Consider the following 21,129-nt stretch of genomic DNA (forward strand, 5'->3'; position numbering starts at 1 on the left):
CTAAGGAAATGGTTCCCGGAAAAACAGCTCTTCTTCATATGTTGATACTTGAGTTACCAAGGTACCTTGGTATATTATTTGAAGAGTATCAACTTTTTTCGGATCCATATGGCTGAAGGTATGAAAGCCCCCCGACTGAACGTTGAGCGCGTGCAGACAGGGGTTCGGCTCGAAAAGCGCTTGCTGAAAGTGCTCAAGGCGGTGGCTGAGGTGCAGGACATGACCCTCGGGGACCTGATTGAAGGGGTTGTCTTGCACGCCTTCGAGGGCAAGTGTGCTTTCGGGCAGGACACTCTGGACAAGATTGCGAGTCTTCGGGAAATCTACGGCCTGGATTTGACGGCCAAGCACAGTCACCAGCTGCAAGACGGAGAGGGCCATGACTGAAACTGCAACAGGTATTCGCTCACCTGGCCGGTCTGTCAGCGCGACGCACTGCATTCACCTGGCACTGCCCGTGGCCCAGGCACAGCGTCTGTTCACACCCGCCGGCGAAGAGTTGTGGGTCGAGGGATGGTCACCCAGGTACCTGGAGCCGGATTCAGGAACCACGACACCGGGGATGGTGTTCCTGACCGGAGACGGGGACGACGCCACCGTGTGGACGCTGCTGCGGTTCACGCAGGCGCCGTACGAGGCCAGGTACCTGCGGGTGACGCCAGCCTCGCGTTGGGGGTATGTGGACGTGCGTTGCACACCCGGTCCGGACGGTGGCACGGACGTGCAGGTGGGCTACACGCTCACGGCCATCCATCCTGGGGGCGAGAAGGCGCTGGAAGCTTTCGAACCAGAGCCGTTTGCCCAAATGATCGAGGGCTGGCGGGAAGCCATTGAGGATCGGCTGGAGGTGCTGGCTTCAGCCGACATAAGCTGACTTTCCCTGAAGGGGGCGAACGAGAGAGCAGCGCAAGGTGTCGCGTGATTGTCCGGTCCGTAGCGGGCCACACGGTAGGGTAAAGGCTTCGCCGCCGGGTTCTGCCGGGTTTTGCGTCTGGCTGACTGGCAGGCTGTCATGTCCCTTGCTTCATTCGTAGGGGCACCCGGCGCACCCAGCGCACCCTTTTCAACGTTTCATTGAGGACAAGAGCATGCAATTCCCTCCCATCGACTTGAGTGGGCAAGTGGCCATCGTGACGGGCGCTGGCCGTGGTCTGGGGCGCTGTCATGCGCTGGCGTTGGCCAGGCGTGGCGCAAAAGTGGTGGTGTCCGATCTTGCCCCCCGCGAGGGAGCCTCTTCAGCCGAAGCCGTGGCTCAGGAAATCCGGCAGGCCGGCGGGGAAGCCATGGCCGTACATGCGTCGGTGATGGACGAGGCTCAGGTTGGCGCCATGGTTGCCGAGGTGATGGCTCAATGGGGGCGCGTCGACATCCTGATCAACAACGCCGGCTTCCTGCGTGACAAAAGTTTTGGGAAGTCAACGATCGAGGATTTTCAGGCCATCGTGGACGTTCACCTGATGGGGGCAGTGCGCTGCACCAAGGCGGTGTGGGACATCATGAAGGCGCAGAACCGTGGCCGCATTGTCTTCACCACGTCTTCCTCCGGACTGTATGGCAATTTTGGACAGACGAACTACGGCGCAGCGAAGCTGGCATTGGTCGGCTTGATGCAGACGCTGTCCATCGAAGGGCAGAAAAACGATATCAGGGTGAACTGCCTGGCACCGACGGCAGCCACAGCCATGACGGAAGGACTGATGCCCGAAGAGGTGCTGGCGGCGCTCAAACCCGAGGCGGTGAGCCCGGCGGTTGTCTACCTTTGTGGCCCCGATGCGCCGAACCGCCAGATCGTGCTGGCTGGGGCGGGCAGCTTTGCCACGGCCAACGTCACCATGACCCATGGTCTGCACCTGGGCCTGGGGGATGATGTGGCCGATCAACTCAATAACTGCCGCGAGGAGCTCGCCGACCGAGCTGGCGAGAAAGTCCCGCAAGCCGGCTCCGAACAAGGTCAACAGGAAGTGGGCATGGCCATGGCCGCACAGCGCTGAAATGCAGTGCGCAGAGGCTGGATCAGGCGACGCGGCTGGCAGCCTCTTGCACTTGCGTCTGGTCCCCTGCTTGCAAGCTGGTGTCTTCTGCTGATTTTTCGACCGCGTCAGGGCCTGCCGCCTGTTGTGCCGTGGCCAGCCATGGCTGAGCGGACTGCCCCTGGGCGGCCAGTGCCTGCAGCAGTGCCTCGTCGGTGCCATCGGTGGCGGCCAGTTGCAGCGACTCGATGCTCTTGAGCAAGTCATCGCCAGCAGGTCCGGCTTCCGCGAACCGCGCGTCGTCGGGACTCGTGAGCGGCGTTGTCTGAGGCAGCACTTCAGCGCGGTCGCCCAGCCGGTCAAGCTGCCGCACGATGCTGTCTTCGGCACCGAACTCGGTCTTGAGGGTGTTGGCGACTGCCTGCGCGGCCAGGCGCTCTTGCTCGGTGAGACCCGGGGCGTGGGCCTGGTCGTTGAGCTGGCCGTAGTAGCGGTCGTAGATCTCATTGATCAGGCTGGTGTCCGGACGCTCGCCATCCGGTGATTCGTGCAAGGCATCGAACATCTCGCCGAGCACGACGTCTTTTGCCAGCCTGCCTCCGGCAACCGGGGGGACAGGCAGAAGGAGAGACAGTGTCTTCACAAACTGGTCACGTGCTTCCTGGTGCTCGCGCAGTGTGTCGTCGAACTCCTGAAGCGCGTGAGAGGTTCCGACACCGACGGCCGTCAATGAGGCGCCGAGGACGCGTGCTGCATCGTTGCGTTCAGATAGAGGCAGGTCGGTGTCCATGGCCATCTGCATGTAGCGGTCCAGCTGGCTTTGGTAGGCCTGCGTGACGGTGTCGGTGACGGAGCGCCCATCGTCCATCTTCACGTTGGCTGCGTCCGGGTCGAACATGGTCCGGGCGAGAAACTCGGCGAGATGCTCGGTTTGCGGTGCACCGCCGTTTCGTGCCGTCATGACGTCCATGACCATGTCTGGATGGGCGGCAAAGATTCGGGTGGTCGCTCGCAAGCCCTCATGCTGGTCCCAGCCACCTGTGGGCAGGATCGCAGGGTGATTGGAGTTGTCCTGGCCTGCCGGGTAGACCATGTTGTAGTCGAGCAGTGTCATGAAGGCAGACGAGGCAGCCTCAGGACTCGAGAAATGGCGCTCCGCCAGTGACGGGGTGCTCGCCTGAGCAATCAGTGCACTTTGCTCCAGAAAGCGCGCCATGAACTCGGGGCTGTCCTCGACATAGGCTGGCAGCTCTGCCGTTCCATCCCGAAGTGCCTGTGCATGCTCTCGAGTGGCGCTCGCAAACGAGGCCACCAGCCCGTCATGGCGTGGATCGCTTCTGTCCAGTACGGCAGACACCTGTGCGCCGGGCATGAGGCGTGCCCTCATGGCCAGGTTGACCAGATCGGTGTCGTCGATGACACCAGCATCATGGGCATCGGCGATGGCCGTGCCGAAGGCGGCCTGGTGCTCCTGTGAGAACAGGCGTTGAGACCATTGGCCTTCGCCTTTCAGCAGCTCGGCGACGACCAGCCACTTGGCTTCCGTCGAGACATCGTCCCGGCCCAGAACGGTGGCTGTGGCCAGCGCCCCAGACAAGGCGCCGTTGAGAGAGCCGTGTGTGACCATGTACGCGTCCTGATCACTCAGCCCGGCCCTGAGCTCGCTGATTCGGTCTTCATTAGCCATGCTTTGCTCCCCTCCGTGTTGCCAGTCCGCGCGCACCTGCGCCTGATGAACTGCACCGGTGTATCTGCGCTTTGCCCTGAAAAACTCAGTGTAATATTTTTATATGACATTTCTGATCTGGTACTGACAAGTTCTGCAATCGCGGCTTGAGTGGGCATGCCTCACGACTGCCCTGAACCCGCTAAGGTGCAAGGGCAAAAGCGCGTTGGCAGTGCGGCCTTTACAATAGGGTTTTCCAGCACCCGTTCCCGGGCCAGTGTGGTCAAGCCATCGGCTCGCTGGTGTTCTGGATGCTTCCAGCGGTGTCCTCCTGAGCAGGGGGCGGCGAGCCAGAGCGATGGCCGTCTACCGCGTTTTGTCCACCGCCTTCCTACTTTTTCGCCAGGCCCGGTCTCCGCATGACGGGGCGCTGCGACGCATTGTTTTGCCCAAATCGTCTTTTCACACTTTCCGCCAGGAGTGGTTTTCCAACGTTCGCAACGACGTCATGGCCGGCCTGGTGGTGGCGCTTGCGCTGATTCCCGAGGCCATCGCCTTTTCCATCATTGCCGGCGTCGACCCCAAAGTTGGTCTCTATGCGTCGTTCTCGATTGCCACGATCATTGCTTTTGCCGGTGGACGGCCTGGCATGATTTCGGCCGCCACCGGCGCCATGGCGCTGGTGGCCGCTTCGCTGGTGAAGACGCACGGCGTGGAGTACCTTCTGGCCGCCACTGTGCTCACCGGTGTGCTCCAGATGGCAGCGGGCTGGCTGAAGCTGGGCGCTCTCATGCGCTTTGTTTCCCGCTCTGTGGTGACCGGGTTTGTGAACGCGTTGGCCATTCTGATCTTCATGGCGCAGTTGCCCGAGCTGATCAATGTGACCTGGCATGTGTATGCCATGACAGCGGTCGGACTGGGCATCATCTATGGGCTCCCCTATGTGACCAAGGCGGTGCCTTCTCCACTGGTGACGATTGTGCTGATCACGGCGGTGGCCATTTTCTTTGGCATAGAGGTGCGAACGGTGGGCGACATGGGCGAGTTGCCGGGCTCGCTGCCTGTCTGGCACTGGCCCCAGGTACCACTGACCTTCGAGACGCTCAAGACGGTGTTGCCGTACTCGCTGACCTTGATGGTGGTGGGTTTGCTCGAGTCCATGATGACGGCAACCATCGTCGATGACATGACCGACACCCGCAGCAACAAGAACCGTGAGTGCGTTGGTCAGGGCGTGGCCAATCTGGCGACCGGTTTCATCGGTGGCATGGCAGGCTGCGCCATGATTGGTCAGACGGTGATCAACGTGAAGTCGGGCGGCCGTGGACGCCTGTCAACACTCGTGGCAGGTGTGGGTCTGCTGATTCTGGTGGTGTTCCTCGGCGACTGGGTCAGCCGCATTCCGATGGCGGCGCTGGTGGCCGTGATGATCATGGTGTCGATTGGCACATTTGACTGGGGCAGCATCCGCAACCTGCGCGAGCATCCGAAAAGCTCGAGCGTGGTGATGATCGCCACCGTCGCGATGACCGTGGCGACACACGATCTGGCCAAGGGAGTGCTCACCGGCGTGCTGTTGTCGGGCTTTTTCTTCGCTCACAAGGTGGGACGCATCCTGCATGTCCGCTCGCAGGCTGATGAGGAAGGCCGAAGCCGTACCTATCAGGTGACCGGCCAGGTGTTCTTCGCCTCGGCAGACCGTTTCGCCAACGCGTTTGACTTCAAGGAAGTCATCGACAAGGTGGCGATTGATGTGAGCAAGGCTCATTTCTGGGACATCACGGCCGTGAGCGCGCTCGACAAGGTCGTGCTGCGTTTCCGGCGTGAGGGCACCGAGGTGGAGGTTGTGGGCATGAATGAAGCCAGTGCCACCATGGTGGACCGCTTCGGTGTGCACGACAAGGACGGTGCAGAAGACGTGTTGCTGGGCCATTGAGGCGGGATCGGAAAGCGAGAAAGACATGGTCGAGAACAACAACGACGAATTGAAAGTGCTGGCGTGTGTGGATCAGTCCGATCACGCTCAGGCAGTGGCGGATGGCGCAGCGTGGGTGTGTGCCAGGCTCAAGGCTCCGCTGGAGTTTCTTCATGTGATCGAGCGCCATCAGCCACTGGGGCCAGGCCAGGATCACAGCGGTACGCTGGGCGTGAATGCTCAGGAATCGCTGATGGCGCGCATCGCCGAGGAAGAGGGTGAGCGAAGCAAGCTGGAGCGGGAGCATGGCCGCGAGTTTCTGGCTCGCTTGCGGGAGTACACGACCACGACCCATGGGTTGGACCAGGTTGATGTACGGCAACGCCATGACGACCTGGAAGCGTCCGTGACCGATCTTCAGCCAGGTGTTCAGATGGTGGTGCTGGGTCGCAGGGGGCGCTCGGCGCAGGCGGGAAAGCACGGAGGCATGGGCAGCCACTTCGAGTGGGTGGTGCGCGCTGTCGAGAAAAACGTTCTCGCTGTGCACGATCGCTTTGTGGTGCCTCAGCGGGCCGTGATTGCCTTTGATGACAGCTCGCGCATGCGCAAGGCGGTCGAGTGGCTGGCGCAAGGTGAGCTGCTCAAGGGACTGCCAGTGGAGATCATCCTCTCGGGCAAGCCCGATGCGAAGTCGCACCTGCAGGTGGACTGGGCGGTCAAGGTGTTCGCAGACGCGGGATATGAGGCGTCTGGCGAGGTTCGACCGGGCGACCCGGAAGATGTGGTCATCAAGGCGCTATCGCCAGAGGGCAACGACTTGCTGGTCATGGGTGCCTACAGCCATTCTCCACTGCGCAGCTGGCTGTTTGGCAGCAAGACCAGCGGGCTGCTCAAGGCGGCGCCAGTGTCTGCGCTGCTGATGCGCTAAGCGCCAGCGCTGTTGTCCGGCTGTTCGCCCTTTTCCAGGCGGACATTGACTGTGCCGGATCGCCAGTGGAGGTCACGCTGCGGGAACGGGATCTCGATGTTCGCGGCATGGAGGGCATCGTCAAGCGCCCACATGAGGGTTGCGTGGGTGGCAGCCGGGGTGGTGGTCAGGCGTCTGTCGGCCCAGACGATGAGCTCATAGTTGACCGAGTTGTCACCATACTCCACCAGCCAGACAGTGGGCTCCCTGCTTTCGATCTGAAGCACACCCGGAACTGTTCTGGCGGCTGCTACGGCGGCATCACGCACCTTCTCTTTGGGTGTGCCGTAGGCCACGCCAAACGGAATGTGCATGCGTCGATAGGAATCGTCATAGGTCCAGCTCACCACCCTGTCGTTGATGAACTCGGAGTTGGGCACCAGAACGTCAAGTGCGTCATTGGTGGTGATGCGCGTGTAGCGCATGGCGATTTCACGCACATTGCCCTTGACCCCGGATTCCAGTTCCACAAAGTCGCCGACCTTGAGGCTGCGTTCGAACAGAACGATGATGCCGGCGGCAAAGTTGCTGAAGATGTTCTGCAGGCCGAACCCCAGGCCGACGGCAAATGCGCTGCCAAGCAGTGCGACATTGCTCAGGTCGATGCCGAGGTAGTTCAGGCCAAAGAGTGTGCCGAAGACCCAGACGGAGTAGCGAACAATGCGTGTGAGCAGGTGTGTGGCCGCCACGGCGCCTGGCTCGTGCTTGCGTCGCTCCGACAGGCGCAGCAAGGCGCGCTCGAGCAGGACGGACAGCCACCAGATGATGACGAGCAGCAGGAGCAACACGATCAAGGTGGCCGCAGAGTACGGTTTTCCGTCAATGACAAACAGCGCACGGGTCATCCATCCGGGCAACCACTGGGCCAGCAACTGATGTGTCTCTGTCATGACGTCTGTCTCTCCTGATTCGTGGTGTTTCCCGGCATGATAGCTGTCTGCCGGCGATTGCCCTCATGTATGACAATGGAGGCGGAGAACAGAACCGGACAAGCGAGAAGACAGACATGGCGATTGAAGTGCATTCAGAGGTGATAGACCAGGTGCCCGTGGCCTCGGCGACCGTCATGGTCGTGCGTGATGGTCCCGGCGGCCTGGAAGTCCTGATGGTCCGGCGCAGCGGGCAGGCTGGCGTACTCGGCGGCGCCTATGTGTTTCCCGGTGGCAAGCTGGATGAGTCGGATGGGCAGGTGTCGCCACAATGGATTGACCTGTCTTTGCAGCAGTGTCGGGAGCGGCTGGGCGAAGACGGTGCGACGGCAGAAGATGCTGTGGGTCTGCATGTCGCGGCTTTGCGGGAGACCTTCGAAGAGTGCGGCCTGTTGCTCGGGCTGCCTGGCAAGGATGAGCTGGTGCCATTGGTACAAGCCGCCACGGCAGCTGGGCAGGGTTTTGGCGACGCGGTGCATGCATTGGGTTCGTCACTGGCGGTGTCGTCGGTGGTGCCCTGGTCGCGCTGGATCACGCCTCGCATGGCGTCCATGACCCGAAAGCGATTTGACACCCGGTTCTTCGTGGCTGCGGCACCAGAAGGGCAGGAAGCAGTGCATGACAACCACGAAGCCACGGAGGCGGTGTGGCTGACGCCCCGGGCCGCCATGGAGCGGTACTGGGACGGCGGTATGGACATGGCGCCACCGCAGCTCATGAGCCTGTGCGAACTGGGGGCAATGGATTCGGTGTCGCAGGTGATGGCGTTCGCGCGGGGGCGGCTGCCGATCCAGATCGAGCCACATCCTTTCGACGAGGACGGCTGCCGGGTGATCTGCTACCCAGGCGACCCTGCACACCCTCAGGCTCAGCCGGTGTGGAAAGGGCCAACGCGTGTGACTCACCGCAATCGCCGCTTCGAGCCTGAGGGTGGGCTCGAAGCCTTGCTGTCTCGTACCGGGTGACACCGGTGTGGTGGCGGATGCAGTGTGGCGTCCACAGGGCTTTTGGCGGTGGCGCAGGCAATCTGGCACCAACTGTGCTGGAATGGCCATGATGGCAGGTCCGAGCAGGTCTTGCAGTCGAACGACCAATCGGTCAGTCGGTAAATCGGTCAATCGGTCAATCGGTCAAACGTAATCGGATGGAGGTGAGCAATGTGGGCACTGGTCCTGGGTCTGGTGATTTTTCTGGGCGCGCACTCTGTGGCGATCGTTGCACCTGAGTGGCGCCTCAGGCAGATGGAGCTTCGTGGAGAGCGCGGCTGGAAAAGCTTGTTTTCAGTGGTCTCGTTTGTAGGACTGGGCCTGATCATCTGGGGCTATGGACAGGCGCGCCTGGATCCGGTCGCGGTTTTTTCTCCGCCAGTGGCCATGCGGCATGTAGCGGCATTGCTGATGGCCCCTGTGTTTGTTCTGCTGGCAGCGGCCCATTTGCCGGGCAGAATCAGCGCGATCATCCAGCACCCCATGCTGACAGCGGTGAAGTTCTGGGCATTGGCTCACTTGCTCGCCAACGGGATGCTGGCCGATTTGCTGCTGTTCGGCGGCTTTCTCGCCTGGGCGGTGGCAGACCGGATTTCAGTCAAACGGCGTGCGAGGCTGGAGATTGACGGCGCAGCGCCGGTGCGACAGGGCAAACCCGTCAACGATGTGCTGGCTGTGGCCCTGGGGCTTGTGGTTTATGTGGTGTTTGCCCTGTGGCTGCATGGCCCCCTGATGGGTGTTCGGCCATTCGGATGATCTTTTCGTAGTTTGTTGATTGATGGCTTGACGATCAGGATGTTTCAATGATGCGCGTGGCTTCAACCGCTTTCCTGGCGACGGTGTGTGTCGTGGCGACAGCTCTTGTCCAGCCTTCTGCCGTGTTGGCTGAGGAGGAAAAGCCGGCTGACGCGCTGGAGACCGAGGTGGTCGCCGAGGGGTTGGACCACCCATGGGGCGTGGCCTTCATTGAAGGAGGGCGCTTTCTGGTGACGCAACGATCCGGGCAGATGCGGGTCGTGGAAGCCGACGGTCGAGTGGGCCCACCGCTCGAAGGCCTTCCGGGCATCGAGGTGGTGGGTCAGGGCGGCCTGCTGGACGTCGTGACAGACAGTGGTTTTGCCAGCAACCGGGTCATCTACTTCTGCTATGCCGAGGCTGACCCTGATGGAGGCAATGGCAACTCCACGGCGATGGCATCGGCCAAGTTGTCCGAGGACCGGGCACGGCTTATCGACGTCAAAGTGTTGTTTCGGCAAGCGCCCAAATACAAGAGCCGGGCGCACTTTGGCTGCCGGATTGTCGAGAGTCCGAAGGGCTTGCTCTTTCTGACCCTGGGTGACCGCTACAGCCGCATGGACGATGCACAGACGCTGGATACCCACCACGGCAAGGTGGTACGGCTGACGAAATCGGGCGGCATCCCCGGTGGCAACCCGTTTGTGGCGCGCTCTGGGGCCCTGCCGGAGATATGGAGCTTTGGACACCGGAACCTGCAGGGAGCCACCTGGGGGCCGGGCGATCGGCTGTGGACGGTGGAGCATGGCCCACAAGGAGGCGATGAACTCAATCATCCACAAGCTGGCCGAAACTATGGCTGGCCGGTCATCACCTATGGCGAGCAGTATGGTGGTGGCGCGATCGGTGAGGGCATTACCCAGAAGGCCGGCATGGAGCAACCGGTGCACTACTGGGTGCCGTCCATCGCGCCGTCCGGCCTGGCCTACATCACTTCCGACCGCTACGGCGAGGCCATGAAGGGGCGACTGCTGACCGGCTCCCTGAAGTTTCGCTACCTGGCGCGCCTGACCCTTGAAGGGGACCGCGTGGTGGCGGAGGAGAAGCTGCTGCCCCGTCTGGGCCAGCGTGTACGTGACGTCCGTCAGGGACCGGATGGCCTGATTTACCTGCTGACTGACCATGGGCGAGGACAATTGCTGAGGATCCGGCCCTTGCGTTGAATGGATGGGAGAAACCCCTTGTATTGCCCCAGAACATTTGAAGAAGAGCGAACCGAGTCGATTCTTGACTTGATCGCCAGCCACCCTTTGGCCACCATTGTGACCGCCGGCTCCGGTGGCATGACAGCCGAACACGTGCCATTGATCCATGAGCCGGAAGAATCGGGTTGGGGAACATTGGTCGGGCATGTCGCACGAGCGAACCCTGTATGGCGTTCGGAGGAGTCTCGCCATCTGCTGGTGTTTCAGGGGCCGCAAGCCTATGTCTCTCCAGGCTGGTATCCCACCAAGCAGGTGGATCCGCGGGTTGTGCCGACCTGGAACTATGCCGTTGTGCACGTGACGGCGTCCATGACCACCTTCGACGAGCCCGAGGCACTTCTCTCTCTCGTGCGGCAGCTCAGCGACCGACATGAAGCGGCCATGCCGCAGCCCTGGTCGGTGGACGACGCACCTGCGGACTACATCGAGAAAATGTGCCGGGCGATCGTGGGAGTTCGCTTTCGCGTCATTGATCTGAAGGCCAAGTTCAAACTGAGCCAGAACCAGAGCGATGCCAACCGGAGCGGCGTGCTTGAGGGACTGGGCCAAGCACCAGCTGCCGCATTCATGCGCCAGTGGGCATCGGGCCCGAAGGTCTGACTTGGCGGTCTGGCTCGGCGATATACTGAGCCCGTGGCCGAGATGCATGACGGCCTGATGACAATGTAGCTAGCGGGGGAGCGAATGGTGGACGTGGTTCGGATGATGAAGTTCTGGTTGCTGGCCGGGTTGATGGCGGCAGGCGCGGCATGGGGGCAGAGTGGCAGTCTTTCCCGGTATGCGTTGCAGCAAATCGTGGACAGGGTTGACCAGGCCATCGTCGAGCGTGACGTGAAAGGCATTGGCAGCCTGCTCACGCCTCGTGCCGAAATTTCGATCATTGTCCCCACGCCCAATGGCAAGCGGCGCATGAAGATGAGCAAGGCTCAGTACATCAGTGCGCTCGAGCAGTCCTGGGCTGTGGCCAACGACTACCGCTACGCGCGCAGCGGGCTGGAGTTCGAGCTCAATGGCGATGCAGCGGTGATCCGGTCTGTGGTGACCGAGGCGATGGTGGTCAACGGCCGGCAGATCTCGCTGAGCACGCGGGAAGAGACTTATGTTCAGGTGATCGACGGGCGGGCGATGATTGTTGGCGTGCGTGGCGAGCCGATCAAGAACCGTCCACCTGAGAGCAACTGAGCGAGCTCGTTTGCACCAGAAGAAAAGGCCCGCGAAGGGCCTTTTTTCTTGCGTTGGGAGCACCTGCTCTCACGACTCTTCGCCGCCTTGCTCGGCAGGCTCAGGAGGGAGGTGCTTCTCCAGCGTATAGCGCTCCATGAAAGCGCGGTCGATGTGGTCTTTCCACAACCAGGCCCATCCGCCTTCGGCATGGAAGGGGCCATAGCTGGCAATGGCATGCCCCGCACCGCATGAAATGAGGTTGAGAGAGTGCTTCTGGGGCTGGTAAGCCTTCAGCGGCGTGCCTTCGTGCGCTGCCATGAGGTTCTGGTGCAGCGGAGGCCCGGCTCTCACGGCAAACACCCCACTGCGAGGGTGTTGCACATCCACCCGGTGGCTCACGTCGCCAACGGCAAAAATGTTGGGGTGACTGACACTTTGCTGGAATTCGTTGACTTGCACCAGGCCGTTGTCGGTCAGGGCGAGGTCGGTCTCTCGCAGCCATCCGGGGGCATGTGTGGGCACTGCCAGGACCGGCGCGTCGCAGGCGAGCGAAGCCCCTCCCGAGAGCTGGATCTGCCCAGCGGAAATGGCGGTACAGGCTTCGCGCAGGACGGTGATGCCACGCGAGCGAAGCCGCCTGAGGATTCGTTTGCGCACCCCGGCTGGGTAGTGCTCTGCCACTTCGCCGCCGCCGGTAACCAGGGTGAAGCGTGAACCGGGGTGCAGGGTTTGCCGAAAGCGCTGTTCAGCGGCGAAAACCAGTTCGATGCCGGCTGCGCCAGCGCCGATGACAGCCAGCGAGACAGGTTTCTCCTGGCCCAGCTCGACCACTTTGGGCCATAGCGTGGCGAACACCTCGATGGGGCGGACCAGCAAGGCATGGGAGGCAGCGCCCGGAATGGTCTGCTCCAGGCGATCGCGTTCCATCACGCCACCGATGTCGAGCGAGAGACGGTCGTAGTAGAGCGCATGCTCTTCGGGCGAATGAGCCGGGCCGGTTTCGACCCTGACCGCCTGGCTTTGGGCATCGATACCCGTGACCCTGCCGGGTAGCCAGCGCGCGCCCGCTGCCTTGACGAGTGGCTCGAGCGGAATCTGGCATTCGTGCGCTTCGTAGCGGCCCGCAACAAAGCCCGGCACCATGCCGCTGTAGGTTTGCCACGGATAGGGCGAGGCCAGGATCACGTCCAGATCGGCCGGCCGTTGCTCGGCCAGCTGCGACAGGACATGAACGTGCGCGTGGCCGCCTCCCGCGAGTATGAGTTTTTTAATCCCCGATTGCATGGGGCTCTATGTTACGGGCTTTGTGGTCCGGAATTCCGGCAGCACTCAGCGAGGTGCCTCCGGCGCCGGGACAGTGGCCCATTGCAGTTGCTTGATCCAGCCCAGGCTCTGGCTGCCGGTGTTGTCACTGTCTGCGCCGACGGCGATGTGACTGATGGGGGGCAGCGGCTCGCCATCCGGTGGGAGCTCGTCGGCAAAGCGCTCGCGGAAGTCGGCTTCGATGTCGCGCTCTTCAGGCTGCCATGTGCCGACCGGCGCGCTCTTGCCCTTGGCCACCACGTAGCGCACCCGCCGCGAATACGGGTTCTCTCCCCTCAGTCCTGCCGCATAGGTGCTGTCCCATATGTAGCAAAGGGTCGCGGCCGGCAGTTCTTTTCCGCTGACGCTGCGGGCAAAGCGGAGCAAGGTGCGTTCGCCAAATGACATCCGGTCGAGTGGCTGGTCAAACATGACGCAAACCTTGAGTGCAGCGTCATCCCCAGGCTTGGTTTTGAGGTCGGGCGGCGCTTTGCCACCTGAGAGAGGCTTGTCCAGACGCCATTGCCAGCGCAGCCGCCTCCCCTCGGGTGGCCCTTGCCATGGATGGATGAGCGTACCGTAAGACGCATTGGTGAGCAGCCGCAGCGCCGGCTGTCCTTCCAGATCGGCAACTGCGATGTCACTGGGGGGAATGGACTTTTTCTCCTGGTCGGGCAGGCCCTGGTACGCCCACGGTGGAGGGAGTTGTCCGATGCCCGCAGACGTGACGGGCACCAACCTTGGCTGGGTGGCAGCCGTTTGCGCCTGAACGTTGGCGCTGGCCAATGCCATCAGCACCCAGGCAGGGAAAAGGGATCTGAAGGGCTTCATCCTCGTCTCCAGTCGTGAAACTTCTGCACCCACCGCAGCACGTCCTCGGGTGCGTGAGCACGCTTCCACTCGCCCGCTGCATACTTGTTGGCCTCCGCCATGGTGGGGTAGGCATGAATGGTGCCCAGTATTTTGTTCAGGCCCAGGCCGTGCTTCATCGCAAGCACGTACTCGGCGAGCAATTCGCCCGCCTGGGCACCGACGATGGTCACGCCCAGAATGGTGTCTTTCCCGGGTGGTGTGACCACCTGGACGAAACCCCTGGCCTGACCATCGGCGATGGCGCGGTCGAGATCGTCGATGCCGTAGCGGGTGACCTCCACGGCCAGACCCTCCATGTCGGCCTGCTCCGGCGAGAGGCCAACGCTGGCCACCTCGGGGTCGGTGAAGGTGACGCGAGGAATCACGCGGTAGTCCGCTTTGAAGCGCTTGAAATCGCCGAACAGGGCGTTGACCGCGGCATACCAGGCCTGGTGGGCGGCGGCATGTGTGAGCTGGAAGGGGCCGGTCACATCGCCCACTGCGTAGATGTTGGGGTAGAGGGTTTGCAGGTATTCGTTGGTTTCGATGGTGCCGCCCCTTTGCCGGGTGGGGATGCCCAGGGTCTCCAGCCCATAGCCCTCGAGTCGGGGCTGGCGGCCCACCGCGATGAGGAGTTCGTCGTAGGGAAGAGCCTGCTCGCGACCGGCGTGTTCCACCACCAGCCGAGAGCCGCCATTTCTTGTTTCACAACGCAGCGCCTTGTGCGCTGTGAGCAACTCGACGCCGTCTGCCAGCAACGAGGCTTTGACCATGTCGGCGGCCTCTTGGGTCTCTCTGGCCAGCACGCGGTCACCCATTTCGATGATGGTGACGCTGGATCCGAGCCGCGCAAAAGACTGGGCAAGCTCGCAGCCGATGGGGCCACCGCCGAGGACCAGCAGACGCTCAGGTGCAGCTTCGCGCTGGCTGAAACGCTCCCAGATGGTGTCGCTGGTGACGTAGCCGGATTCCTCCAGGCCTGGCAGGGGAGGGACAAACGGACGGGCGCCGGTGGCCAGCACGATGCTGCGGGTTGTGAGGGTTTGCTTTTTGCCGTCGTCCCCGTCTATCTCGACTGTCCATGGGTTGACGAGCCGGGCGTAGCCATTGACGACATCGACACCCAGGCCTGTGTAGCGCTCCACGCTGTCGTGCGGCTCGATGTCGGCGATGACGTTTGCCACGCGCTCCATGACGGCGGGGAAGTTCACTTTGGGGGGGGACTCGTGCAAGCCCCATTGGGCGGCATGCTGCATCTGATGCGCCAGTTTGGCGCTGCGGATCAGGGCCTTGCTGGGGACGCAGCCGTAGTTCAGGCAGTCACCTCCCATCTTCCCGGCCTCGACCAGGGTGACTTTGGCTTTCACGGTGGCGGCGATATAGGCGCTGACGAGGCCGCCAGCACCGGCGCCGATGACGACAAGGTTGCGGTCGAACTGTCTGGGCCGTTGGCCGCTCCAGTCGCGCAGGGCACGGCGTTCCGTGAACTTGTCGAGCACCTTCTTGGCAATGATCGGGAACACGCCCAGGAGCACAAAGCTGGCCAGCAGGCCGGGGCTGAGGATGTCCTTGAGGGAGTCGATGCGTGCGAGCTGTGTGCCTGCGTTCACATAAACCAGCGTGCCAGCGAGCATGCCGATCTGACTGACCCAGAAGAAAGTCAGCGTACGCATGCGGGTCAGGCCCATGACCAGGTTGATGACAAAGAAGGGCACGACGGGGATCAGGCGAAGGCTGAAGAGGTAGAAGGCTCCTTCCTTTTCGATGCCCTTGTGAACTTCCTTGAGTCGGCTGCCAAAACGCTGCTCCACTGCGTCACGCAGGATGAAGCGTGACACCAGGAACGCCAGGGTGGCGCCGGTGGTGGAAGCGAATGAGACGAGCAAGGTGCCCCACCAAAGACCGAAAACAGCTCCGCCGGCCAGTGTGATGATGGTTGCACCCGGGATGGAAAGGGCCGTGATCAGCACATAAACGGCGAAATAGGCCAGCGCCAGCGCCAGCGGGCGCTCTGCGTGCCAGCGGGCAAAGGTGGCCTGGCTTTCCCTGAGCTGCTCCAGTGTGAAGAAGCGGCCCAGGTCGAACGCAAAAAACGCTGCCACAGCGGCAAACAGTACGAGCAGCAGGACGAGGCGGGAAGCTTTCATGGGCAGGTGTCGGTTTTGGTGTGGTGTGCCATTTCGTCGCCAGAGAGGCCCCATTCTTACAGTTGGCGTGAAATTCGGCCAACGACCCGTCATTGCGGGACTTGGGCGGTACGGGCTTGCCTGTGACCGGTCCGGTTTGATCATGCGCAAGGTCTTGGTGTTCTTTTGCCCTTTCCTGACTCGCCTGATGAGGCAATTTGCCGGCTTTGCGCTATCGTTTGACCATGAGTGAAACAGAGCGACATGCGAAACAGCCTTGGCATGCCATGCGCATCGACGACGTGGCGCATTCGCTCGAGACTTCGCCTGACGGGCTGAGCCGCCAGGAGGCAGCCGATCGCCTGAGCCGCTATGGGCCAAACGCGTTGGCGCAAGAGACTGGCACCAGCGCCTTCAGGCGCTTTCTGCTGCAGTTTCACAATCTGCTGATCTACGTGTTGCTGGCGGCCGGTCTGGTCACCGTCTGGCTGCAGGACTATGTGGACGCCGCCGTGATCTTTGGCGTGGTACTGATCAATGCGGTGATCGGTTTTGTTCAGGAGGGCAAGGCGGAGCATGCACTGGAAGCGGTGCGGGCGATGCTGGCCAGCCACGCGAACGTGTTGCGTGATGGTCAGCGAGCAGCCATCGACGCGGCCGACCTCGTGCCAGGTGATCTGGTCCTGATCGAGTCCGGAGACCGTGTGCCGGCCGACTTGCGCCTGATCCAGACGCGCAACCTGAACATCGACGAGGCGGCATTGACAGGCGAGTCGCTGCCCGTGGCCAAGCAGGTGGAGAAGGCCGATTCGGCGGCAGCGCTTGGCGACCGGCATTGCATGGCCTATGCAGGAACGGTCGTGGAAGTGGGGCAGGCACTTGGCTGGGTGGTGGCCACTGGCGTGGCATCCGAGATGGGGCAGATCGGACAATTGGTCAAGCGTGTGGGCGTGGTCGATACGCCGCTGACGCGACGTCTGGCGCAACTGGCCAGGCAGGTGACGCTGTTCATCCTGGTGGTGTGTGCGCTGACGTTTGCCTATGGGTGGTGGGCGGCAACCATGGGGCCGCTGGAGATGTTCCTGGCGGTGGTCGGGCTGGCGGTATCGGCGATTCCGGAAGGGCTGCCGGCAGTGGTCACCATCACGCTGGCCATTGGCACCGCCGCCATGGCTTCGCGGCAGGCGGTGGTGAGGCGCTTGCCCTCGGTGGAAAGCCTGGGTTCTGTCAGTGTCATCTGTACCGACAAGACGGGGACGCTGACGCGCAATGAAATGACGGTGGTTCAGCTGCTATTGCCTGACGGCGATGCAAGCGTCAGCGGGGTGGGTTACGAGCCACAAGGCCAGATTGAGCTGGAGAACAGGCCTGCATTGTCCGAACAGACTGCAGCGTTGGCGCGATGCGCAGCCCTGTGCAACGACGCACAGTTGCAGGAAATGGCTGGAGGCCTCTGGTCGGTGGCCGGTGATCCTACGGAAGGCGCGTTGCTGACGCTGGCGCTCAAGGCCGGGGTGTCGCTGGAGAAGATTCGCCATGAATGGAGTCGGGTCGACAATATTCCGTTCGAGAGTGAGCGCCAATATATGGCAACCCTCCATCGCGTGCCCGGTGCAGACCATGCGATCGTGATGCTCAAAGGCTCTCCAGAGCGCATCATGGCCATGTGCGAGACGCAGGCTGGTGGCGCCCCGCTTGAACGCGAGCAGTGGTTGCGCCGCATGGACGAAGCGGCTTCAGAGGGGTGGCGTGTGCTGGCCCTGGCGCAGGCCCGGGTGCCGGCTTCCCAGGCGGATATCAGTGCTGAGAGTCTGGGGCAGTCCTTCGAATTGTTGGGAATGGCGGCCATGATGGACCCTCCAAGGCCTGAGGCCATGATTGCGGTGGCTGAGTCGCTCTCGGCGGGCGTGCGGGTGGTGATGATCACTGGCGACCATGCGGTCACGGCCGCTGCCATCGGGCGCCGGATGGGGCTGCGCGCAGGCGAGGTTCTGTCCGGGGTGGAAATCGATTCCCTCGATGAGCGCCAGCTCAAGGAGAGACTGGCTCGCACCGACGTGGTGGCGCGGGCCAGTCCGGAGCACAAGCTGCGACTGATCTCGGCCTTGCAGTCACAAGGAAGGCTGGTTGCCATGACGGGCGATGGTGTGAACGATGCTCCAGCGCTCAAGGCGGCCGATGTCGGGGTGGCCATGGGTTTGCGAGGCACGGATGCGGCGCGAGAAGCGGCGGATCTGGTGCTGACCGACGACAACTTCGCCTCCATTACCTCGGCAGTGAGGGAGGGTCGCCGTGTTTTCGACAACATCAAGAAGACGCTGCTGTTCATCCTGCCAACCAACGGTGGGGAGGCGGGGCTGATCCTGCTGGCCGTGTTTGCCGGGTGGGCCATGCCCATGACGGCAGGTCAGATCCTGTGGATCAACATGGTGACCAGTGTGACGCTGGATCTTTCCCTGGCCTTCGAGAAGGCGGAGCACGGCATCATGCGTCGCCCGCCCAGGCCAGCGCGCGAATCGCTGATCACACCGCTGCTGTTCGGTCGACTGGCCTATGTGACAGGGTTGATGCTGGCGGCCACCTGGATCGTGTTCGAGTACGAGATGTCGCGCCACAATGATCTGGCTGTGGCCCGCACGGCGGTGGTCAACATGCTCGCCGTCAGCGAGATGTTCTATCTGTTCAACGTGCGTCGGTTCACAGCCAGCGGGTTGACCTGGGAAACGCTGTACGGCAACCGCATGGCCGTGTGGGCCTGTCTGGTCACCCTGGTCTTGCAGCTGCTGTTCACCTATGCACCTCCGATGCAGGCATTGTTTGGCAGTGCGCCGCTGGACTGGGACAGCTGGGGATTGATTCTGGGTCTGGCAGTGTTGAAGTTTCTGGCGGTGGAGGCGGAGAAAGCCGTGCTGCGCTGGCGTGGTGTTCACTACCTGTGAGCGCTTCGGCCACCCCCCAGCCAGGCCAGGCAGCACAGGCCGACGAACACACTCCACCACAGCGACGCGCCGCGGCTCACGACTGCTGCCGCCACGGCAGAAGCCAGTGAGATGCCCTGGTGGGTCAGCAGCCAGGTCATGGCCGCTTCGGTCGCGCCCAGGCCGCCCGGTATGAAGCTGGCCGCGCCAGCGAGCAATGCCATGGCGTAGCTGGGCATGGCATCCATGATGGGCAGAGGCTCGCCGATGGCGACCAGGGTGAACCAAAGAGAAGAAGTGAAACTCAGCCAGGTGGCCAGGCTCAGGCCCAGACCCATGAGCAATATGCGACCTCGAACGAGTGTCAGCCCGGCAAGCAGGCTCTCGCGTACCGGGGTGAGACGCTGCCATCGGCAAACCGCATTGACCAGCTGCAGTGCCCAGGGCGTTTGCAGCAATGCGAGCCCTGCGGCCATGATGGCAAGCGCCTGCCAAAACCAGTCAGAGCGGCCCGCGATAAGCTCGAGCGCCCCCAGCGCAATGATCGTGACGGCGATCAGGTCGTACAGGCGATCCGCGCCGAAAGCCGCCAGGCTGTGGGCGTATTTCACGCCATGCTGTTTGAGGTAGGGCGAGCGAATCGATTCGCCCAGCTTGCCCGGCGTAAGGGCCATGGCAAAGCCGGCCAGGTAGATGACGGTCTGGCGTGTGTAGCTCAGGTCAGGGCCGAACCGGCGTATCAACAGATGCCAGCGCAGCGTTCGCATCGCGGTGCCAAACATCCATGCGGCCAGCAGCTTCAGCCACAGCGTGGCTGGCAGACCGGCGATGGATTGCACCAGCCGGCGAAGGCTTTCGGGGCGCGCCAGCAGCAGGTACAGCAGCACCGCCGCAATGGCCAGCCAGGCAAGGGCGCGCAGAACATTTCGAATCGTCACGCCCCGATTGTCGCCTGAGTGGGAAGGCTCAGGGCTGACGTGTGGTCTGGCGGGTATAGGTCTGGCCATTGGGACCGATGACCGTGACGTTGGTTTCGGTGGCACTGCGGTCGACATCGCGCGTGGTCACCCCGCCGTTGGGTCCTGTGATGTTGCTGTCGACGTTTCCTGCGTGGCGGTTGGCTTCCCGTGTGATGGTGTTGCCGCGAAAGCCGGTGGCAGTTGCGCTGGTGTGGCCTTCGCTTCTGGTGACATTGCGCGAGGCTGTATTGCCTCGAAAACCAGTGGTGGTGCTGGAGACATTGCCAGCTGAACGACTGACGCTGCGCGTCGCTGTGTTGCCGCGCGGACCGGTGACCGATGTGCTGCGATCCCGGGCGTAGCCGGGTGTCGCCATGGTGGTGAGCGTGACGGCAAACAAGCTCAAGCCCAGGGCAGTGGCGAGTGGAAGGCGTTGAGACAGTTTCATGGGATGCTCCTTTGAACGGACGGCCGGTCAGGTGGACCACCGGCGAAGGCCCAGAGCCCCGATCGCCGGGGCCATGGGTGCATTACAGGCGGCAAGCGCGCTTCTGTGGATGACAGTACACAGCGATTTGTTTCCGTTTTGAAATATGGGGTGTGCGAGCGTTCATCCCTGTTTACACTGACCAGCATGCGACCTTCTGCCCCCATGGCATCACCCAGTGCCATCCGTGTCCTCATGATCGATGATGATGTCGAGCTCTCGGGCATGGTGGCCGAGTGGCTCGAAAGAGAGGGCATGACGGTGGTCCTGGCGCACACCGGTAAGGACGGCTGGAGCAGCGCCATCCGTGAATCGCCCGATGTCTTGCTGCTGGACCTGATGCTGCCTGACATGAACGGGCTGGACCTCTGCCGCCGTTTGCGGGCGGAAGGGCAGTCGTGGCCAGTGCTAATGCTCACCGCCAAGGGAGATCCCATTGATCGGGTCCTCGGGCTGGAGCTCGGTGCAGATGACTACCTGGGAAAGCCGTTCGAGCCTCGGGAACTCGTGGCACGTGTTCGGGCCCTTGCCCGGCGCATGCAAACCGCGCACTCGCATGCGGTTTGGCGCTTTGGCGAGCTGGTGCTGGATCTGGTGGCGCGGCGGGTCACTTGTGGCGGGCAGGCGGTTTCGCTGACATCTTCGGAGTTCAAGCTGCTGGCAGCACTGGCCAACCGGCCCGGCGTGTGCGTGGATCGGCAGGCCTTGTCGGCGGCGGTGCAGCCGGGTAACTATGCGCCTCTGGAGCGTTCGGTGGATGTGCAGGTAGCCCGTCTGCGCAAAAAGCTGGCTGCAGCGCCCGGCGGTTGGGACTGGATCACCACGGTGCGCGGTGAGGGCTATGTGTTCACCGTGCCGGTGGACCGCTAGTCTGGCAGACCTGTCGGC

19 protein-coding genes are annotated in these 21,129 nt (G+C 62.5%); 12 read left to right on the forward strand and 7 right to left on the reverse strand.

What is annotated here, in order from left to right; translation table 11 throughout:
* Positions 1-120: 120 nt before the first annotated feature.
* From ABWV89_RS07650 to ABWV89_RS07660, 3 genes are all read left to right on the forward strand, one after another.
* Positions 121-387, forward strand: coding sequence for a hypothetical protein (locus ABWV89_RS07650; protein ID WP_353395635.1), 267 nt, complete (start codon positions 121-123; stop codon positions 385-387).
* On the forward strand, positions 380-874 hold the full coding sequence (locus ABWV89_RS07655) for an SRPBCC family protein (RefSeq protein ID WP_353395636.1): 495 nt from the start codon (positions 380-382) through the stop codon (positions 872-874). Before ABWV89_RS07650 ends, ABWV89_RS07655 begins: the two co-directional genes overlap by 8 nt.
* Positions 875-1,088: 214 nt before the next feature.
* Positions 1,089-1,991 (forward strand): SDR family NAD(P)-dependent oxidoreductase, encoded by a 903-nt coding sequence (locus tag ABWV89_RS07660; RefSeq protein ID WP_353395637.1) that lies wholly within the window; start codon positions 1,089-1,091, stop codon positions 1,989-1,991.
* A 22-nt stretch (positions 1,992-2,013) separates the two neighbouring features.
* Here ABWV89_RS07660 and ABWV89_RS07665 read toward each other — a convergent pair whose 3' ends face one another.
* Positions 2,014-3,657: a hypothetical protein gene (locus ABWV89_RS07665; RefSeq protein WP_353395638.1), complete on the reverse strand. Its 1,644-nt coding sequence runs from the start codon at positions 3,655-3,657 to the stop codon at positions 2,014-2,016.
* A gap of 487 nt (positions 3,658-4,144) precedes the next feature.
* Between ABWV89_RS07665 and ABWV89_RS07670 the strand changes: the two genes are divergently transcribed.
* Together ABWV89_RS07670 and ABWV89_RS07675 are read left to right on the forward strand one after the other, a co-directional pair.
* A complete protein-coding gene (locus tag ABWV89_RS07670) occupies positions 4,145-5,572 on the forward strand; it encodes a SulP family inorganic anion transporter (RefSeq protein ID WP_353396061.1) in 1,428 nt (475 codons plus the stop codon).
* Positions 5,573-5,597: 25 nt separating this feature from the next.
* Positions 5,598-6,479 carry a universal stress protein gene (locus ABWV89_RS07675; protein ID WP_353395639.1) on the forward strand — a complete coding sequence of 294 codons (882 nt, stop codon included), beginning with the start codon at positions 5,598-5,600 and terminating at the stop codon, positions 6,477-6,479.
* Here ABWV89_RS07675 and ABWV89_RS07680 read toward each other — a convergent pair.
* Positions 6,476-7,408, reverse strand: coding sequence for a mechanosensitive ion channel family protein (locus tag ABWV89_RS07680; protein WP_353395640.1), 933 nt, complete (start codon positions 7,406-7,408; stop codon positions 6,476-6,478). The genes ABWV89_RS07675 and ABWV89_RS07680 overlap by 4 nt on opposite strands.
* A 65-nt stretch (positions 7,409-7,473) precedes the next feature.
* Between ABWV89_RS07680 and ABWV89_RS07685 the strand changes: the two genes are divergently transcribed.
* From ABWV89_RS07685 to ABWV89_RS07705, 5 genes are all read left to right on the forward strand, one after another.
* Entirely contained in the window at positions 7,474-8,412 is a 939-nt protein-coding gene (locus ABWV89_RS07685; protein WP_353395641.1) for an NUDIX hydrolase, read from the forward strand.
* Positions 8,413-8,604: 192 nt separating this feature from the next.
* Positions 8,605-9,189: an NnrU family protein gene (locus ABWV89_RS07690; protein ID WP_353395642.1), complete on the forward strand. Its 585-nt coding sequence runs from the start codon at positions 8,605-8,607 to the stop codon at positions 9,187-9,189.
* A 47-nt stretch (positions 9,190-9,236) separates the two neighbouring features.
* Positions 9,237-10,391 (forward strand): PQQ-dependent sugar dehydrogenase, encoded by a 1,155-nt coding sequence (locus ABWV89_RS07695; protein WP_353395643.1) that lies wholly within the window; start codon positions 9,237-9,239, stop codon positions 10,389-10,391.
* Complete coding sequence (locus tag ABWV89_RS07700; protein WP_353395644.1) at positions 10,392-11,033, forward strand: FMN-binding negative transcriptional regulator; 642 nt, start codon at positions 10,392-10,394, stop codon at positions 11,031-11,033. It begins immediately after the preceding gene.
* Between the two features lie 102 nt (positions 11,034-11,135).
* Positions 11,136-11,615 carry a DUF4440 domain-containing protein gene (locus tag ABWV89_RS07705; protein ID WP_353395645.1) on the forward strand — a complete coding sequence of 160 codons (480 nt, stop codon included), beginning with the start codon at positions 11,136-11,138 and terminating at the stop codon, positions 11,613-11,615.
* Positions 11,616-11,684: 69 nt separating this feature from the next.
* On the opposite strand, the gene ABWV89_RS07710 is transcribed toward ABWV89_RS07705, so the two are convergent.
* Genes ABWV89_RS07710 through ABWV89_RS07720 form a run of 3 tightly spaced genes read right to left on the reverse strand, consistent with a single transcriptional unit; the run spans position 11,685 to position 15,898 of the window.
* Complete coding sequence (locus ABWV89_RS07710; protein ID WP_353395646.1) at positions 11,685-12,881, reverse strand: FAD-dependent oxidoreductase; 1,197 nt, start codon at positions 12,879-12,881, stop codon at positions 11,685-11,687.
* Positions 12,882-12,926: 45 nt separating this feature from the next.
* Positions 12,927-13,730: a DUF3047 domain-containing protein gene (locus ABWV89_RS07715; protein ID WP_353395647.1), complete on the reverse strand. Its 804-nt coding sequence runs from the start codon at positions 13,728-13,730 to the stop codon at positions 12,927-12,929.
* The gene (locus ABWV89_RS07720; RefSeq protein WP_353395648.1) at positions 13,727-15,898 is read right to left on the reverse strand and encodes a dihydrolipoyl dehydrogenase family protein; all 2,172 of its coding nucleotides are present in this window, start codon (positions 15,896-15,898) and stop codon (positions 13,727-13,729) included. The genes ABWV89_RS07715 and ABWV89_RS07720 overlap by 4 nt, the downstream gene beginning before the upstream one ends.
* A 224-nt stretch (positions 15,899-16,122) precedes the next feature.
* Between ABWV89_RS07720 and ABWV89_RS07725 the strand changes: the two genes are divergently transcribed.
* On the forward strand, positions 16,123-18,816 hold the full coding sequence (locus ABWV89_RS07725) for a cation-translocating P-type ATPase (protein WP_353395650.1): 2,694 nt from the start codon (positions 16,123-16,125) through the stop codon (positions 18,814-18,816).
* Here ABWV89_RS07725 and ABWV89_RS07730 read toward each other — a convergent pair.
* Complete coding sequence (locus tag ABWV89_RS07730) at positions 18,807-19,733, reverse strand: lysylphosphatidylglycerol synthase transmembrane domain-containing protein (RefSeq protein WP_353395651.1); 927 nt, start codon at positions 19,731-19,733, stop codon at positions 18,807-18,809. The two genes, ABWV89_RS07725 and ABWV89_RS07730, sit on opposite strands and share 10 nt — an antisense overlap.
* Positions 19,734-19,761: 28 nt before the next feature.
* Positions 19,762-20,202, reverse strand: a complete 441-nt coding sequence (locus tag ABWV89_RS07735) for a hypothetical protein (protein WP_353395652.1) — start codon at positions 20,200-20,202, stop codon at positions 19,762-19,764.
* A gap of 204 nt (positions 20,203-20,406) precedes the next feature.
* Between ABWV89_RS07735 and ABWV89_RS07740 the strand changes: the two genes are divergently transcribed.
* Complete coding sequence (locus tag ABWV89_RS07740) at positions 20,407-21,111, forward strand: response regulator transcription factor (RefSeq protein WP_353395653.1); 705 nt, start codon at positions 20,407-20,409, stop codon at positions 21,109-21,111.
* Positions 21,112-21,129: the final 18 nt, after the last annotated feature.

It is taken from the genome of Hydrogenophaga sp. 5NK40-0174, assembly GCF_040372165.1.
GTDB lineage: Bacteria > Pseudomonadota > Gammaproteobacteria > Burkholderiales > Burkholderiaceae_C > Hydrogenophaga.